Here is a 17258-nt window from a genome sequence, read left to right as displayed (position 1 = left end):
GCTGTCATTATCATAAATGTATAAAAAAACCGCCACATCAGATTAAGGATATGACGGTCTTTAAAGTGAAACTTTTTTTTACAGTTTGAAGCTATTACTTCAGCCTGATCGAAACCATTAAGCCAAATCAAATCGATCTAGATCCATAACTTTCGTCCAAGCGGCTACGAAGTCCTTTACGAACCGTTCTTGAGAATCATCACAGGCATAAACCTCTGAGATTGCCCGTAGTTCAGAGTTCGAGCCAAAAATTAGGTCGACACGCGTACCTGCCCATTTCACGTCTCCGGTTGCCCGACTACGACCTGCAAAAATTTCTTCCGACTCTGAAGAGGCTTCCCATTTTACATTGAAATCAAGCAAGTTGACAAAGAAATCGTTGGTCAAAGACCCCGTACGATCGGTAAAGACCCCATGTTGTGATTGATTATGGTTCACATCGAGAACGCGCAACCCCCCTATCAGCACCGTCATTTCAGGCACGGTCAAGGTCAACAATTGTGCTCTATCGATCAACATTTTCTCGGCAGGAGTAGCAGGTTTTCCTTTCACATAGTTACGGAATCCATCGGCCCTTGGCTCCAATGCATCAAAAGATTCGATATCGGTCTGTTCTTGAGATGCGTCGGCCCTACCGGGTGTAAAGGGCACCGTAATATCGTGTCCGGCATTTTTGGCGGCCTCTTCGATACCGGCACTTCCGCCAAGAACGATCAAATCTGCAATTGAAACCTTTTTGTTCGCTTGACCTTCGTTGAACTCTTTTCGAATGGCTTCATAGGTCTTCAACACTTTGTCCAACTGAGCAGGATTATTGACTTCCCAATTCTTTTGAGGTGCGAGACGTATACGCGCTCCATTGGCCCCACCTCTCTTATCAGATCCTCTGAATGTTGAAGCAGAGGCCCAAGCCGTTGCCACAAGTTGCGATACCGAAAGACCGGAAGCAAGAATTCTTTTCTTCAATTCGGCTATGTCGGCGTCGTTGATCAACCCGTGTTCTACAGCTGGTATAGGGTCTTGCCAAATCAATTCTTCTTGAGGCACTTCTGGCCCTAAATAGCGTGCGATCGGCCCCATATCCCTATGTGTCAATTTGAACCATGCACGAGAATAGGCCTCGGCAAACTCATCTGGGTTTTCATAAAAGTGTCTTGATATTTTTTCATATGCCGGATCCATTCGCAATGAAAGATCTGTGGTAAGCATAAATGGTGCATGCTTCTTTTCAGGGTTATGCGCATCAGGTATGGTATCTGCGCCGCCACCGTTCTTAGGCCTCCACTGATGGGCCCCGGCCGGACTTTTGGTCAGCTCCCATTCATAGCCGAAAAGGTTCTCAAAAAATCTATTGCTCCATTGGGTCGGTGTACTGGTCCAAGCCCCTTCGAGCCCGCTTGTAATCGTATCTGAACCATTTCCGGTACCAAAATTGTTCTTCCAGCCCATACCCATCATTTCTATCGAGGCACCTTCGGGTTCGGCCTCGACATATTCAGAACCCGACGCGGCACCGTGGGTCTTGCCAAAAGTATGACCCCCTGCGATTAGCGCGACGGTTTCGTAATCGTTCATCGCCATTCGGCCAAAGGTCTCGCGAATGTCATGGGCTGCGGCAACGGGATCCGGATTACCGTTTGGGCCTTCGGGATTTACGTAGATCAATCCCATATGGGCGGCACCTAGCGGATTTTCCAGCTCACGTTCTTTAGAATATCGTTCCTTATTGCCTAACCATTCACCTTCCGAACCCCAGTATATATCCTCCTCGGGTTGCCAAATATCTTCGCGACCACCAGCAAAACCGAACATTTTTAGCCCCATTGATTCATGGGCACAATTACCGGCCAAAATCAATAAATCGGCCCAAGATATTTTTTTTCCGTATTTCTTTTTAATCGGCCACAATAAAAACCGGGCCTTGTCAAGATTAGCATTGTCGGGCCAACTGTTCAAGGGGGCAAAACGTTGTGAACCCGTGCCCCCACCACCACGGCCATCGGCAATGCGGTAAGTGCCCGCGGCATGCCAGGCCATTCGGATGAACAACGGGCCGTAGTGCCCAAAATCTGCAGGCCACCAATCTTGGCTGTCGGTCATCAGATCGTAAAGGTCCCGCTTAACGGCATCCAGATCCAACGACTTGAATTCCTTGGCGTAGTCGAAGTTTTCGTCCATCGGGTCTGCTAAGGAAGAGTGTTGTCGTAAGATATTAAGGTTCAGTCTATTCGGCCACCAGTCGGTGTTCGAAGTACCTCCGCCGGCGGCTTCATTTAATTCTCCGTTCAAAAAAGGGCATTTTGCACTTGACTCATTGACATCCCAGGCATTTTTATCTGAAGATGTGTTCTGATTTTCTTTACTCATATCGTGTTGTTTTTAGGCCTTGCAGTATCGCAATAAGCGGTTAGATTCTGTTCTTTAAAAGTACAAAAAAACCGATGAATAGCATAAATTTTTAATATTAATACATTATTAAATAATAGGTTTTGTTTATGGTTATAGGCGTCTTTTTTCTTAACATTTTCAAGTTAAATCTCGCAAAATTTAGCCTATCTACTGGTGGACAGATTGCCTGAAAAATCTGCTGAACTTTATTGAATGAATGTTTACAGCCTACCTGTTCATTGACTTTAATCTTTGATTCCCGGCGTGTAGTCATCAGGGGCGACTTGCGGTTGGTTGATTGTTCCTTCATCGCCCGAATCATTGAAAATCGTCCATTCACTAAAGTCATAGTAAGATTTACCTTCCGTAATATTTGAATTGCGCAGTGCCCGGCCATCTTCAAACTCATGATTTGTACCCGAACCGTCTTCGCCAACTACACCGAATATATCAATGACTTTTCCGAATGGGTCAACAAGCTCCAGATTATCGTCTCCGTTGGAATCGGCCGGACTATTGACCCCCACGCCAATATCTGGTGGAAAGCCATAGATCATTTCAAATTCCTCAGCATTTGGCGCAATTACAAAAGTGCTTTCGCCGGCAATTGTCAAACCCGAAAGTTCAACCGTCGAACTTATATCGGTGTTACTATTCGTATAGCGGTTCAAACGCCATCCTTTGAGGCTTAAAGGTGCCGAATCTGAATTATAGAGTTCGACAAATCGCGCTCCTGGATTATTGTCGGGGTCAGCCAATTCAGAAATAAAGATTCGTGAGGATGTAAATTCGTCTTGCAAATCTGGACATCGATCTTCTGTAAAATCAAGATCTTCGAGGTCTCGAACAACAAGTTTGAAATTGTCGTTTTCCCTTAATAACACTCCCGTGATCGTACCATTTCCATCGGGCAAAACCTCCGATCGAAAATCTGAATACCCACTGTTCAATAAAATAATTCTGTTGTCGTAACAGTCCACTAAAGTTCGTTCGGTTTCTTCAGTTTTAACGGCGAATACCTCACCAGTATCTTCTTCGCTAAATTCCACTGAATTGAACTGTACCAAGGTATTGGTCAAGTCTTCATGCAAATTATCCAATGACACTAGTGTCGGTTGAATTGCCGAGTTTTCACTACATGACATTAAAATATGATCATCGGCAACGGCCGCCGGCAATCGCCCAACCGATTCATTCCCAAAAGATGAAAAGACACCCCCTATCTTAAAAACATCCTTGGACTTTCCAAGATATAGCCCCTTTAATTTTATATAAACCTTGCTTCCCACAGGATAGAACAAATGCGAATCGCGAACATCGATCTCAATCTGAAAACCCTCAGTCGGATCGACCGGACTATCTTGAAAGTGCAAAACACTGAAAAAATTGCCCGATCTATCAGAAGAGATTATATAACCCTCAATTATCAAATCGTGTTGGATCTGCAAGGTTTTGTCAACATATAGCTCCTTGACTTGGGCATAAGTTACATTGGCGGCCAAATTCGAAGCACATATCTCTTCAGGGTTTTCAAAGTTTCGGTTTTTGACACAGCCCATTAATACCCAGATTGCCATTAAGGGCATCAATTTGTTTTTTATGGATAAACAATCATTCATCTTCTTTTATACTTGACAGGTTTTTAGAAACTAAATACCATGTTCAAAAAATAAGTACGGCCATAGCCGTACCAATATTTCGCTGCAAAAGACGGCGACCCGCTCAAATTGTCTTGTTGCAATTGACCAAAATTTCCATTTCTACTCTGCTCGTAACCGCCTGTTCGAAAAACGGTATCGAAAAGATTGTTGATACTGGCAAAAATGCTGACATATTTTCCTTTTTTAAGCCAAGATTTGCCGCCAACCAAATTAAGAAGGTAAAAATTCTCCAAAGGTTTTTGTTCTAAAAGTCTGCCTACATTTTCCGGTGTCGCATCGGCAAACGGTAGGCCCGTATCCGGGTTTAGATAAAAACTGGGGGTTCTTGTAATCGTTGAGATGTTGACGTAATTATTTGCCAAATAGTTGGCTGTTGCACCCACCCACCAATATTTAGGGTCACGGTATTCCAAGCCGAACGCAATTGCTTTTTGTGGGCCTTGCGCCAGTTTATAATCCTTTATTTTGGCAACCCCCAAATCAATACTGCCCTCAGTGTCGATTAGGTCTTCTTCAGCCCCCGCGGTATCAAAATTGATGGAAACCGAAGGGTCGCTTGCGTAAACATACTTACCGAACGCCGCCACCGTAGTAAACTTTACAGAAGCGGATAGTTGGTATTCCAGACCTAATTCCAGACCCATATGTAACTTGTCGAGATCGGTCAAAACTTCCTGTACAAAATCAGAACCCACGCCCGCATCGACAAAAAAGAAATTGATATCGGTCGTGTTCTGAAACCGGGTGTAATATGCAGTGGCCCTCCCGGTCAATTTGGGCAAACGCATGTCGTAGTTCAAATCAATTGTAGAAACCATTTCACTTTTTAGGTTAGGTACTACCTGATTGTTCTCCCTTGGGTTCACGAATGTGTTTTGCAAGGTGGGTGGTCGATATAATATTGCTCCATGTGCCGTCAGCCAGTGTCTCCCCGTAAGCTTATAGGCAAAGCCTCCCTTAACACCCAAATTGGAAAAATTCACCATTTCACTACGGCCAAACGAACTGTTTGGAAATCGTTGGTTTTCGAAAAGACCGTTTCTTTGGTAATCGGTTCCCATCAAACCTCCGGAAAGAAAGGCGTTCCATTTGTTCCTGTTGTATCGCAACTGGGCAAAAACATTCCACTGCGTTGCATTTATTCTGTAATTGTAATTAAAAATATCGTGCTCACCTTTTCCAGTATTCCCATTTATGTCGTTCAAGGTATTGGAAAATGGGTCGATATCTTCATGGAGATCAGCTCCTAACAAATCAAAGATTTGGGCATAATTATCCGAGCTTAGTTGCCGAAATGTAATTCCGAAATCGGTTTGCAGATTTTCATTGATAGTTAGATTTGCCGTCGAACTTAAAATCAACTGCCGATTACTAGAGACGTCATCGTAAAGTACATATGCGGCTTTTCCCTGAGAATTGGCCGCATAAATCTTTGCCCAGTCTGTCTGAGGGTTTTCCAAAAAGCCTTCTTTTGCCGAATTCGCACTTATAAAGTTGGCCCCAATGGGGCTATTGAAATAAAAACTGGGCAGGTACCTATAGTAGGTCGGGTCAGGATTAGGGGCGTTATAATAGCCCAATCTGCTCCTTGCGCTGATGCCGAATTGATAAGCTATTCCACTTGTCAAACTGAACATATCAGATTCATAGAAATGATTGAGCATCAGCAGCGGTTCTTCTATTTTACGCTCTCGCGAGTTTCTGGTTTTTCCGTTTTGAGAGCCCCAATACGGATTGTACTTGTTTCCCGCCAATTCAAAAACCTCTTCGGTAATCGCCGATGAACGCCCGCGGCGGTTACTGGCAAAAATTCCGGTAAGTGCTAATGTGTGTTTTTCACTTGGCTGGTATTGGATCGCCCCGAAAAAAGAGAAAGCGTCGTACAGCGTGCCATCGATATACCCTTGTTTGGCCCATCTTCTAGATCCCGAAATGGAATAGGCCAATCCGTTTTCATTTAGCCCGGAATTATGGGTCGCCATCAGACGACCTGCATACGTCCGGTTAGAAGCCGAAGCGGACAACCTTGTACCGGAACGCAACTTTGAGGGGCGTGTATCGATATTGGTATTGCCCAAGATTCCGCCAAAGATAAAGTCCGAAGCTTCCAGACTATTGGTGAACTGTTGATTGCGCACAACATCGTTTAGGCCTCCCCAATTGTTCCATTGCGGGCGACCGTCGAACAACTTGTTCATAGGAATTCCATTAATCGAAACTACCCCATTTCGCGAATCATAACCCCGAACGCGAAAGAAGGCCTGGCCAAAATCAAATGCCGCCCTAGTCAAAAAAACATCTCGTGTCGCTTGTAGCAGTCCGGAAGAATTTGAGGTAATTTCATCATCCGATAGTTCCGAATCGGTCAATGTAATCAGATTATCGGTCTTCTCTAAGGTAATATCCCTTTCAAGATAAATAATCCCTAAATCCAACGGGTGATTTTCGAGGTTTATCGGAATCCGCTTTGGTATGAACCCATTATAAAATACATAAAGTATATATTCTCCTTGCAACGAACTTACCATGGTAAAGCGCCCAGCAATATCGGTATATGTCTCCGTTTCCGCCCCCATCAAGCTGACCGAGACCTTCTCAATGGGTGACTTTGTGGATTCGTCAACCACCAAGCCCGATAACATAATTTTATTCTGGGCATGTACAAAAAAAGGCAGCGCAAAGGCCAGCAATACTACGAATGCAATTCGCATTTGGCTAGGGTTTGGTTAGTGTGAATCAATTACAATATATCGATAAAGTGACCGAAATCGAAGAAAAATCAATCAAAATCGCCCGTTTTTTCGTTAATTGGAATCTTAACCTTACAGAGGTGACAGGATGAAAACCAAGCTTACGATTCTATTTTTTCTTTTTTCACTGTCGGTCTTTACCCAAGATGGAAAACCATATAAAGTGCGCACCATTGCTTTTTACAATGTCGAGAACCTTTTTGACACAGAAAACGACACTTTGATTTTTGATGATGACCGTACGCCTGAAGGAAAGGATCATTGGACTCACGAACGTTATGCCAAAAAAGTGGAAGCCATTTCAAATGTGATTTCTGAAATCGGCTCTGACATAACTGAGAGTTCCCCTGATATCGTAGGAATATGTGAAGTGGAAAACAAAAAGGTAGTGGAAGATTTAGTCGAACACCCTAATTTGCTATCAAATAATTACGGGATCGTTCATTTTGATTCGCCCGACGAAAGAGGAATCGATGTCGCACTTATCTATAAGAAGGCGGCTTTTATACCGATTTCTTTTGCAAGTCATCGTCTACTTTTGATCGATGATGAGAATGAAAGAAACTATACTCGAGATCAGCTAGTGGTCGGCGGCCTGCTTGATGATGAGAACATTCATTTTATTGTGAACCATTGGCCGTCAAGAAGTGGTGGTGAGGCCAGAAGTAGGCCCGATAGGATCGCCGCGGCCCAATTGAACAAACATATTATAGACTCGCTTCGTCGAATTGACGAATCGATAAAAATCATAAGCATGGGCGATCTTAACGACGGACCAAAGGACCATAGTCTGAAAAAAATATTGCGGACAAAAGGAAAAACCAACAACCTTGAAGCATCGGATCTCTTCAACCCCATGGAAAAAATGCACCGCAAAGGATTTGGTTCGTTGGCCTATCGGGATAAATGGAACTTGTTCGATCAAATATATTTCACGGCCAACTTATTGGAATCAGAAAACGAATACCGTTTTTGGAAAGCAGGAATCCATAATCCCTCGTATTTAATTACAAAAAAAGGCCAATACAAAGGCTATCCATTTCGAACCTATGCAGGAGGAAATTATTCAGGGGGGTATTCAGACCATTTTCCGGTCTATATTTTTTTGATAAAGGCCTCCTCCGACCCAATCGAAGGAGGATAGTGAAAGCAAAAAGTTATAGTTCGATGATCTTGATATTCCTCCATCTTACCTTGATCCCTCCACCGTCGTGTATTTGAAGGGCAATGCCACCTTCTCCCTGGCCAATTTTTTCGTCGGTCAGGGTAATCATTTGGGTGCCGTTGAGCCAAGACGTTACCGTATCACCATCAACACGTATTTTCATCGTATTCCATTCGCCCATTTTTAAGGCTTTGTCTTTTTCGGGATCCGGCTTGATCAACCAACCGCGACCATAAGACTCATAAACGCCGCCCGTATCATGGCCCGGGGGCGCTACCTCGACCTGCCAGCCGCTGACTTTTGTTCCATCGACTGTTGAACGGATAAAAACCCCACTGTTACCGTTGGCCTCTTGTTTGAAATCCAACGTCAATTCAAAGTTTTTATAATGTTCGTTCGTGCCCAAATAGCCATAGCCCTTATCGGGACCGCTTTCACAAACCAAAAGTCCATCTTCGACATACCACTTTTCGGTGCCATAGATGGTCCAACCATCCAAACTCTTGCCATTAAATAATTCTTTTTCTTGTGCGATTACTATTGCCGCGAAAAGTAATGTTATGATCAGTACTAATTTTTTCATATGCTATTGATTATTTATTTTTCTATCTAATGTCTGTACCGAATGAGCGGTAAATCGCAATTTTCATTATGCACAATACAGCTTCTAGTCGAACCATTGCGCCCAAGGAATCCTACTTACGATCAGTATCAATCCCAAACCATAGAATAGGGCAATGCTTTTAAATTTCTTATTTCCTTCCATGAATTTCTTGTGGCGCGACCATCCAACAGTAATCAAAATCAAGGCCAAAATATTTATAAAAGGATGTTCTACGGCCAATAAGCGTGACGCCGAGGTCAAACCGCCCATACCAAATTCTTGGATCGCGCTAAAACCATTTGCAGAAACAAAATAGAGTATCAGCCCTACGACCAACTGAATATGGCACAAGATAAGCGCAAACAAGCTCAAGCGTAAGTCTTTGCCCATCGTAAACATTTTATTGCCGATCAAGCCCATTATGGCGTTGGCAACGGCAAAGAATAGAACGGCCAAAGCGACGTAGGCCAAATAGGAATGAAGTGTCTGGATGATTTCGAACATAACGTTGGTTTTAGCTTCTAAAAATAGTGAATTTTGGGCATAAAAAACCCTGATGCGCGCATCAGGGTTTTAAAATGATATAATGCCACGTTTTGTTAAAAACTATATCTAGCACTGATATTGAAAGTTCTTCCAAAACCAAAGAATACCTTGTTACTTGTGTCGATGCCATTATATCTACCATTGCCACCATCAAAAGTGTTGGTCAATGACTCGGCAATGTACTCAGTATCAAAAGCATTGTTCAGGTTGGCCGCAATACCAATAGTGTTGCTGCCGAAATTGAACTTATAATAAGCCCCAAAATCAAAGAGTGTATAACTTGGCAATCTCAATGATCCATCATTATCTGGTGAATCGAAGTCTTCGGCGTTCAAAAAGGCATATAGACGAGAAGCGTTGTATAAATTAGCACTTAATTTAAGGTTCTCGATCGGCCTGACGATCATTTCAAGATTTGTAGTAAACTGCGCGGCATCACCTACTTTAACGCCGTCTAGGTATAATGTAACGTTCGGGTCTATAACATTTCTATCATCATCCAATGCTCGTCCGTTGGCATTGCCGCTATATTCCCAATCTCCCAAGGAAATCATACCCCTAAACTGAACAACATTAGAAGCCCTATAATCAGCTTCTATTTCAACACCCTGATGAATTTGCTCAACCCCATTGATGTTCGCATTACCTTCATCGCCTGCCGGAGTTTCAATTCCGACCCTTACGAATCGGTCTTTCCATGAAGTTCTGTATAGATTGATCTTAGTTCTGAAGTCCCCAAGATTTAGCCCATAACCCAATTCGAGCCCGAGCACTTTTTCATTGGTCAATTCTGGATTTAGTTCGTTTACGAAATCTAAATACACGGCATCAAAAAGTGGCTGTTTCGAATAATACCCTGCATTGAAGAAAACATTGTTCGCTTGATTAATATTATAATTCAAGCCTCCTTTGATATTTCCTCCCAAAATATTTTCCCAATCGGTCTCTTGTTGAGGGTCGGAATCCAAATACGTAAAATAGTCGATTCTCTTGAAGCCTTGTTGCGAAATCCCACCTTGAACAAAAGCAGATACAACACCATCGGTATATTCCAATTGGCCAAAAGCACCATACCACCTAACCAGGCCATCGTTATAATAGTCTATTTTTTCTTCATCGTCAATACTTTTGAAAACATTGATAATAGATCCAAAATCAGAATCGACAACACCATCTGCCCGTATGGTGTGATCAGGATTATTAATGTCATCGTCGTCAAAATAACCATCCGCACCCAATAAATTATCAAGTCTTCTATAATGTATGCCTTTGTAGCTTCGTAAATCAACACCTATGTCCCAGCTCCAGTAATCATTGATTTGCGTATTGTAATTAGCAATCAACCCAAACCAGTTATGTGAGTTCATCGAGGCCCTTCTTGCCAGACCATCGCCAAAACTTGAGGTAATGAATTCCCCATTGGCATTAGGAGTAAGCTGATATTCGTTGCCATCGTAAAACGTAACGGCCTCTCCACCATTAAACCTTGAAATCAAATCGTAGTCGACCTGCCCCGTTGCTGGAATTCTATACCTGCTTGAACTTGCAAATCCAAATCCTGGGCCAACGCCAATATCACCGGTTCCTCCGCCTCGACCAAAAGAAGCATATGCCGAAGTAGAAAGGGTAGACTTATCACTTGTTTTCCACTCCCAGGTCAATGAAGTCAATGGTTTATGATAAAAATTTCTTCTCCAACCAAACTCTTCTCCATTTAAAGTACCGTCGTTGTAGTTGTACTTGGTGCCATATTCTAGGTGATCTGCCAAAGTGGCCACGTTGAAAAAACTTGATGTCCTTTGGTTATGGACCTGAGGCGCTCCTGTCAAAACAAATTGAAGGTTATGTTGGTCGTTGATTTCATAACCCAATCCAATAAAGTAGTTATAACCTTCAAATTCGGTTCCGTTGACATAACCATCTCCTGCGGTTCTTCCAAACAACAGCGAAGCCGCGAAACCACTTTCTGATTTACCAGTATTATACGCTAAGGTGGTTTTTAAGTAGCCGTCATTACCAAAGCCTGCCGTTACGGTTCCACCCTGTTCCTTTTCGGTTGATTTGGTTATCACATTGATGGTACCGCCCACCGATGAGATGGCAAGTTTGGAAGATCCCAAACCTCTTTGTACCTGCATGGCCGTAGTAACGTCGCTCAAACCTGCCCAGTTACTCCAATATACAATACCATTTTCCATATCATTTACGGGAATACCGTTGACCATTATCGCGGTATTTCTAGAATCGAAGCCTCTGACATTAATTCGACCATCGCCGAAACCTCCACCTGTTTTGGTGGCATAAATAGAAGGTGTAGATTTAAGAATTTCAGGGAGTTCCTGAGAACCCAATTTTTCTTGGATTTCGGCAGCTCTGATGGTAGAAACAGCGACCGGTGTTTCCCGGTCCTTCGCTACATCCATAATACCAGTTACCACAACGCCCTCCAACTCTTCGGCATCAACTTCCAAATTAATTGCGCCTAAGTTACCCGCTGAGTCAAAATTCACCGTTTTGGTAACAAAACCGATATAAGAAATTGTCAAAGTACCGGAGTCTTCAGATACTTCTATCGAAAAGTTTCCATCAAAATCGGTAGATACACCATTAGAAGTTCCGCTTACAACAACATTGGCCCCAGGCAATGGGCTATTGGTATCTCCATCTATAACAGTACCCGAAACGGTACCTTGTGAAAACGCGATGGCGACCATTAAAAATGCCACCATGGCCAAATAAATTCTTTTCATCTCGTAAAGTGTTTAATTAGTTTTTGAGTGTCGTGCAAAAATGTCTCATTTTTTGCGCTTATGGATTAAGCAAACGTTAAATAACGTCGCCGCAAATTTAACATAAAATTAGCACAAATAGCCCCTAAAGGCATCACAAGATTATGGCCCCTACGAAAGAATTGAATAAGTGGCAGATCAATTCTTAAAATGTTGCACTAACTGCATTGTCGAGGGATCGTGATCGGCAATATCATGGTTCTGCAAATCGCTCAATATGGTACCCGCCAGTTGTTTGCCCAATTCAACGCCCCATTGATCATAACTATAGATGTTCCATATAGCACCTTGCACAAAGATCTTATGTTCGTATAATGCAATAAGACTACCCAGACTTTCGGGGGTAAGTTTATCGATCAATATGGTGTTGGTGGTCTTATTACCCTCAAAAACTTTGTAGGGCACCAGTTCTTTCATTTTATCAACACTTAGGTTCTTTTCTTTAAGTTCTGATCGCACATCTTCGGTCGTCTTACCGTTCATCAACGCCTCGGTCTGAGCAAAAAAATTGGCCATTAGTTTATTATGGTGGTCGACATCACCATACAACGATTGCTTAAAACCGATAAAATCAGCAGGGATCAATTTGGTGCCCTGATGGATCAATTGAAAGAATGCGTGCTGTGAATTTGTGCCCGGCTCGCCCCAAATAATGGTACCTGTCTGATAATCGACCCGGTTGCCGTTGCGATCAATACTTTTTCCATTGCTCTCCATTATACCTTGCTGCAAATAGGCCGAAAAACGACTTAAATACTGTGAATATGGAATAATCGCCTCAGTTTCAGCTCCATAAAAGTTGTTGTGCCAAACACTCAATAGGGCCAAAATAACTGGTATGTTCTTATCAAATTCGGCCGTTTTGAAATGCTTGTCCATTTTACGGGCACCGGAAAGCAGTGCCTCAAAATTTTCAAACCCCACGGCCAGGGCAATTGACAGACCTACCGCACTCCACAGAGAAAAACGCCCCCCGACCCAATCCCACATAGGGAAAACGTTATCGTCGGCTATTCCAAATTCAGCTATTTTTTTGGTATTGGTAGAAACGGCCGCAAAGTGCTTGGCGATATCTTTTTGGGTCGCGTTGTTCAGAAACCAATTCTTAGCCGTAACCGCATTACTCAAGGTTTCTTGGGTTGTAAACGTCTTTGAAACAATAACAAATAGTGTTGTTTCGGGGTTCAATTCCCTCAAAATACCATGTACATGATCGCCATCGACATTACTGACAAAATGAACATTCAGATGGTTCTTATAAAACCTCAGTGCTTCAGTGACCATGGCTGGTCCGAGATCTGAGCCACCAATACCAATATTCACCACGTCTGTAAAGGCCTTTCCTGTATATCCCTTTCTATCTCTTGATATCACAGCATTTGAAAACGCTTTCATCCGCTCTTTTACCCGGTATACTTCGGGCATAATATTTTCTCCATCAACAAAGACATTGTCGGATTCTTCGGCCCTCAATGCGGTATGGAGTACGGCCCTATCTTCGGTTCGGTTGATGGCATCGCCGTTGAAGTATTTTTTGATGTTGGTTTTCAGATCTGTTTCATCGGCCAGTTGCAACAACAACTGCAATGTTTCACCGGTAATTCTATTTTTTGAAAAATCGACAAAAAAGTCCTCCCATTTCAAACTGAACTCTTTCGCCCTATTCTTATTGGATGCAAAAAGTTCTTTTAGGTGGATTTCATCAGTTTGTTCAAAATGTGCAGCTAATTTCTTCCAGGCTTCGGTGGTAGTAGGATCAATATTCGATAAGGACATTATTGGGCGGTTTAATAGTTACAACAATATTCGCAAAGCAGTAATGCAATAGACCGCAAAAATAAATATAAAACCGAGAATTTTAAGCGAAGTAGAATACTTGGCAAAAATCGATTACTCCAAACTTGCCAAATCTTCTTGGTCGACCCCTGTTTCGGGAAAGACCATACAATCCAATTGATCCTTAATGGGATTTATATATTCAAAATATTCTGGCTGTAATGTCTCGGCCAATGGTTCGGCCTTCGGGAGTTCTTCCCTTAAGGGATCTACTTGACGGCCGTTCTTCCAAAAACGGTAACAAACATGGGGGCCTCCGGTATTACCAGTCATCCCGATCCAGCCAATTACATCGCCTTGACGAACAAATTCGCCCCGTTTTACCTTTTGTTTTTTCATGTGCAGATATTGGGTAGAATAGGTCGCATTGTGGCGAATCTTGACGTACTTGCCGTTGCCTCCCCTTCGGGTCGATTCTGTTACGACCCCGTCGGCAGTGGCCATAATAGGTGTGCCTATCGGGGCAGCGTAGTCAGTACCCTTGTGGGGTCTGACTTTGTAGCCATAATAGCGTATTCTTCTTTTAAGATTATATCTTGAAGATAATCTGCCATATTCTACAGGCATTCTTAAAAATGTTCTTCTAAGATTATTGGCCTCGTCATCAAAATAGTCAATGATACTTTTAAGGGAACCATTTTCATAGGCAAATGCATAGATCGGCTTGCCCTTATGTTCGAAATACGCAGCTTCTATAGGTTCTGATCCGGCATAGATAGAATCGTTTATATACTTTTCCTTGTAAATCACTTTAAACTTGTCTCCCTTTTGCAGCATCGAAAAATCGACGGTCCAAGCGTAAACACTCGCCAAATTATGTGTGACCATATAATCTATACCTTGATCCATAATGGCATCGTAAAGTGAGGTCTCAATAATACCTGAAGCTTCGCGTTCAACATATTTGACCTTCTTTTTCTTTTTATATGCCGTTACGCTGTCTCTAAAGTCTACCACCGTATAATTGACAGGATCGTTTTCATAGATAAAAACCTGGGCCACCTCAGAAGTATCTTTTGACTTCAAAATCAAATAGGGTTTGCCGACCCTTATTTTTCGAACATCGAAAGTATCTCTGAACTCTTGCGAGATTTTGGCGATCTTTGGGTAATCTACTTTATTCTCGATCATCAGTTCGCCAAAACTATCGCCGCGTCTTACGGTATCTTTTTGGACTATGAAGTGGCTGAAGTCGAACCCGAACTGCTTTTTGGTTACCGATTCGGCCAAAGATATGACCTCTTCAATTTTGTCTTCTTGCTCTTGCAAAACTCTCTGCCGGCCTTCTTTGCACGAAACGAAGAATATCATCAAAAGTAAGATGCCCCAGAATTTATGCATTTTTATTTTTTTTGTTTTTCGGGATTAAAGATATGCTCTACCCATTGTTTACCCCAATCATTTAACTCTTGTTTTGTATATATCTCCGGAAAAAACACGACTTTTTGAAAACTTGGGGGAAGATAATCCTTCCAATTTGTTCCTCCCGTGGCATCAATTTGGCCTTTTTCCTTTCCCAAATATCTATGGGCCGAACCCATGTGCATCAACGGCCAGTTTACATTAGCGTTTAAATCCAATGTCTTTAACGCTTCGATCAGGTCTTTATTATGCCTTTTATTATCGGACAACTGTAAGTATTTATGGTATATGGTGCTGTTTTGAACTTGTTTGGCTATTCTGATCAATCGCGGTGTATATCGATATTCAAACTGTTTTAAAGTCAATGTTTTTTCTCCCGTCACTACATCGGTCGCCCCTTTTTTCCAATAGATGTGCTCATAAAGCTCTTCAATACTATCTTCACTGGAAAAACGGTCACGTTCAGTATGATGGACCAAATTCTCCATGGGCGTGGCATAAATCTCGATCATTCGGTACTGAGCTGATTGAAACCCGCTTGCCGGTAAGAGGGCCATTCGATATTGTAGAAACTGTTCTCGCTCCATACCCTTTATCATAATACTGAACGAAGATATCAGGGCTTGATAATAGCTGTTTATTCTTCTTGTCTTTTCGGTAAAGAAATCTATGTTTTGAGATTTGTCATCAACGATCTGCTTTTGTTCGTGCAATATCAGCTTGAAGTACAATTCGGTAATCTGATGGTACATGATGAAGATTTCCTCATCGGGAAAGTGCGTACGTGGAATCTGAAGACTCAAAAGGGTATCGAGATGAATATAATCCCAATAAGTAAGATAACGTTGATATAGCAGTCCGTCCAAGTAAGAGCTTAAATCTTGGCCTGAATCCTTGTATTTTTCTTCAAGTTTGGATATCTGGGCAGCAATTTGCTCTTCTTTGTGCATTCTAGTAATATTCCTATTCGATTAGAAGACAAATTTAGCAATTAAGGTCTTATATCAATCCATTATTATCTTAAACTGATGTTTGAGACCATTGTACCCATCTAAATCTGCCTTGATCGAACCTACCGCCAAATCGGCCTTGATACGCACTGGTATTTTGTTCTTATCATTTGACACCCAAAGTGAAAGACTTTCCTGTTCTTTAAAAACCCGGCCCGATTGTACATAAGGCCTAAACTTCAAACATTCTACCTTACCGAATTTCGTTCTCAATACCTCTTTGCCCAAATATTTGAGTTTGAACGGAAATATGCCATCGTCATCATACAGCATGTTCAATTTGATCGATTCGCCTTGAACGAGGTCTTCCAACTCGAAATTGTTTCGAAGGTAATAAAAGGCAGAAAGTAGATCTTGAACGCTATCTTGAAGCGTAAAGGTTATCTTCTTTTTGTTTTTCTTGTCGTTTAGCTCTGCCGTTGCCTTTTTGTGGTCAAAATTGATTTCAACATCTTTAGTGTAACCTCCTTCATCAATTTTACGTATAAATCGGTACGGGCGACCATCTTTCTTGTCAAAATAGCTCTCATATGTATCATCGACCTTGAAGAATACACTTGCCAGGCCCGTTGTTTTACCCTTGCCCACAACGTGGTAGGCGGAAACGCCTTCGATCTCGGCCGATTTAACCTGTAAGGTGGCTATGCTTGCGTTCAGCCAGCCATAATGCATTCGAAATTTGAGCCATTCGCCAGGCTTGAAAGCCGATTCCTTTTTTTTTGAGGTCTTTCTATATGACGTACTGAAGTGATCTTTTTTGGAATTCATCGCCAAGCCATGACCGTTGTCTTGGGCACTTGTAAAAAACCCATAGGACAAAAAAACAAGAAGTAAGAATTTCTTCATCGCTCAGAGAATTGCACTAAAATTACGCAATGAGTCGTAAAACTTAGCATTAGTTACAATTACTTAAACAAAATTTATTCCAAAGTATTGTAGTCGGCTTACAAAAAAAGCCCAGTTTTGAAACTGGGCTTTTCCTAAATAACCAACCAAACTTTAAATTATGAAAAACCAATACTTAAAGTTGTAAGGGAACCACCCCTTACTGGCACAAATTTACTAACTAATTCAGGGTATAAATAGGTTTTAACTTACTTTAACTATAACCTTAACACTACTTTATAATTCAAATCAAAGTTTTAGT

11 protein-coding genes are annotated in these 17258 nt (G+C 42.1%); 1 reads left to right on the top strand and 10 read right to left on the bottom strand.

Going from position 1 to position 17258, the window contains the following annotated elements; translation table 11 throughout:
* Positions 1 to 117 precede the first annotated feature (117 nt).
* The 3 genes from katG to ACEZ3G_RS07450 form a co-directional block, all read right to left on the bottom strand.
* Positions 118 to 2367 (bottom strand): catalase/peroxidase HPI, encoded by a 2250-nt coding sequence (gene katG / locus ACEZ3G_RS07460; RefSeq protein WP_432424814.1) that lies wholly within the window; start codon positions 2365 to 2367, stop codon positions 118 to 120.
* 266 nt (positions 2368 to 2633) lie between these two features.
* Positions 2634 to 3965: a DUF5689 domain-containing protein gene (locus ACEZ3G_RS07455; protein ID WP_432424813.1), complete on the bottom strand. Its 1332-nt coding sequence runs from the start codon at positions 3963 to 3965 to the stop codon at positions 2634 to 2636.
* A gap of 65 nt (positions 3966 to 4030) precedes the next feature.
* Positions 4031 to 6760 carry a carboxypeptidase-like regulatory domain-containing protein gene (locus tag ACEZ3G_RS07450; protein WP_432424812.1) on the bottom strand — a complete coding sequence of 910 codons (2730 nt, stop codon included), beginning with the start codon at positions 6758 to 6760 and terminating at the stop codon, positions 4031 to 4033.
* Between the two features lie 127 nt (positions 6761 to 6887).
* On the opposite strand from ACEZ3G_RS07450, the gene ACEZ3G_RS07445 reads away from it, so the two are divergent.
* On the top strand, positions 6888 to 7943 hold the full coding sequence (locus ACEZ3G_RS07445) for an endonuclease/exonuclease/phosphatase family protein (RefSeq protein ID WP_432424811.1): 1056 nt from the start codon (positions 6888 to 6890) through the stop codon (positions 7941 to 7943).
* 13 nt (positions 7944 to 7956) lie between these two features.
* Here the strand turns inward: ACEZ3G_RS07445 and ACEZ3G_RS07440 are convergent, their stop codons facing one another.
* The 7 genes from ACEZ3G_RS07440 to ACEZ3G_RS07410 all read right to left on the bottom strand — a co-directional run bounded on the left by ACEZ3G_RS07440 (position 7957) and on the right by ACEZ3G_RS07410 (position 16957).
* On the bottom strand, positions 7957 to 8547 hold the full coding sequence (locus tag ACEZ3G_RS07440) for a 3-keto-disaccharide hydrolase (protein ID WP_432424810.1): 591 nt from the start codon (positions 8545 to 8547) through the stop codon (positions 7957 to 7959).
* Positions 8548 to 8631: 84 nt separating this feature from the next.
* The gene (locus ACEZ3G_RS07435; protein WP_432424809.1) at positions 8632 to 9072 is read right to left on the bottom strand and encodes a hypothetical protein; all 441 of its coding nucleotides are present in this window, start codon (positions 9070 to 9072) and stop codon (positions 8632 to 8634) included.
* Positions 9073 to 9167: 95 nt separating this feature from the next.
* On the bottom strand, positions 9168 to 11864 hold the full coding sequence (locus ACEZ3G_RS07430) for a TonB-dependent receptor (RefSeq protein WP_432424808.1): 2697 nt from the start codon (positions 11862 to 11864) through the stop codon (positions 9168 to 9170).
* Between the two features lie 177 nt (positions 11865 to 12041).
* Positions 12042 to 13679, bottom strand: a complete 1638-nt coding sequence (pgi, locus tag ACEZ3G_RS07425; RefSeq protein ID WP_432424807.1) for a glucose-6-phosphate isomerase — start codon at positions 13677 to 13679, stop codon at positions 12042 to 12044.
* Between the two features lie 114 nt (positions 13680 to 13793).
* Positions 13794 to 15080 (bottom strand): peptidoglycan DD-metalloendopeptidase family protein, encoded by a 1287-nt coding sequence (locus ACEZ3G_RS07420; RefSeq protein WP_432424806.1) that lies wholly within the window; start codon positions 15078 to 15080, stop codon positions 13794 to 13796.
* Positions 15081 to 15082: 2 nt separating this feature from the next.
* Positions 15083 to 16051: a tryptophan 2,3-dioxygenase family protein gene (locus tag ACEZ3G_RS07415; RefSeq protein WP_432424805.1), complete on the bottom strand. Its 969-nt coding sequence runs from the start codon at positions 16049 to 16051 to the stop codon at positions 15083 to 15085.
* A gap of 54 nt (positions 16052 to 16105) precedes the next feature.
* A complete protein-coding gene (locus tag ACEZ3G_RS07410; protein ID WP_432424804.1) occupies positions 16106 to 16957 on the bottom strand; it encodes a DUF3108 domain-containing protein in 852 nt (283 codons plus the stop codon).
* Positions 16958 to 17258: the final 301 nt, after the last annotated feature.

This window comes from Meishania litoralis (assembly GCF_042611095.1).
GTDB classification, from domain to species: Bacteria; Bacteroidota; Bacteroidia; order Flavobacteriales; family Flavobacteriaceae; genus Meishania; species Meishania litoralis.
The sequence above is the reverse complement of the archived record's forward strand: the minus strand, read 5'-3'. Positions and strand labels throughout refer to the sequence as shown.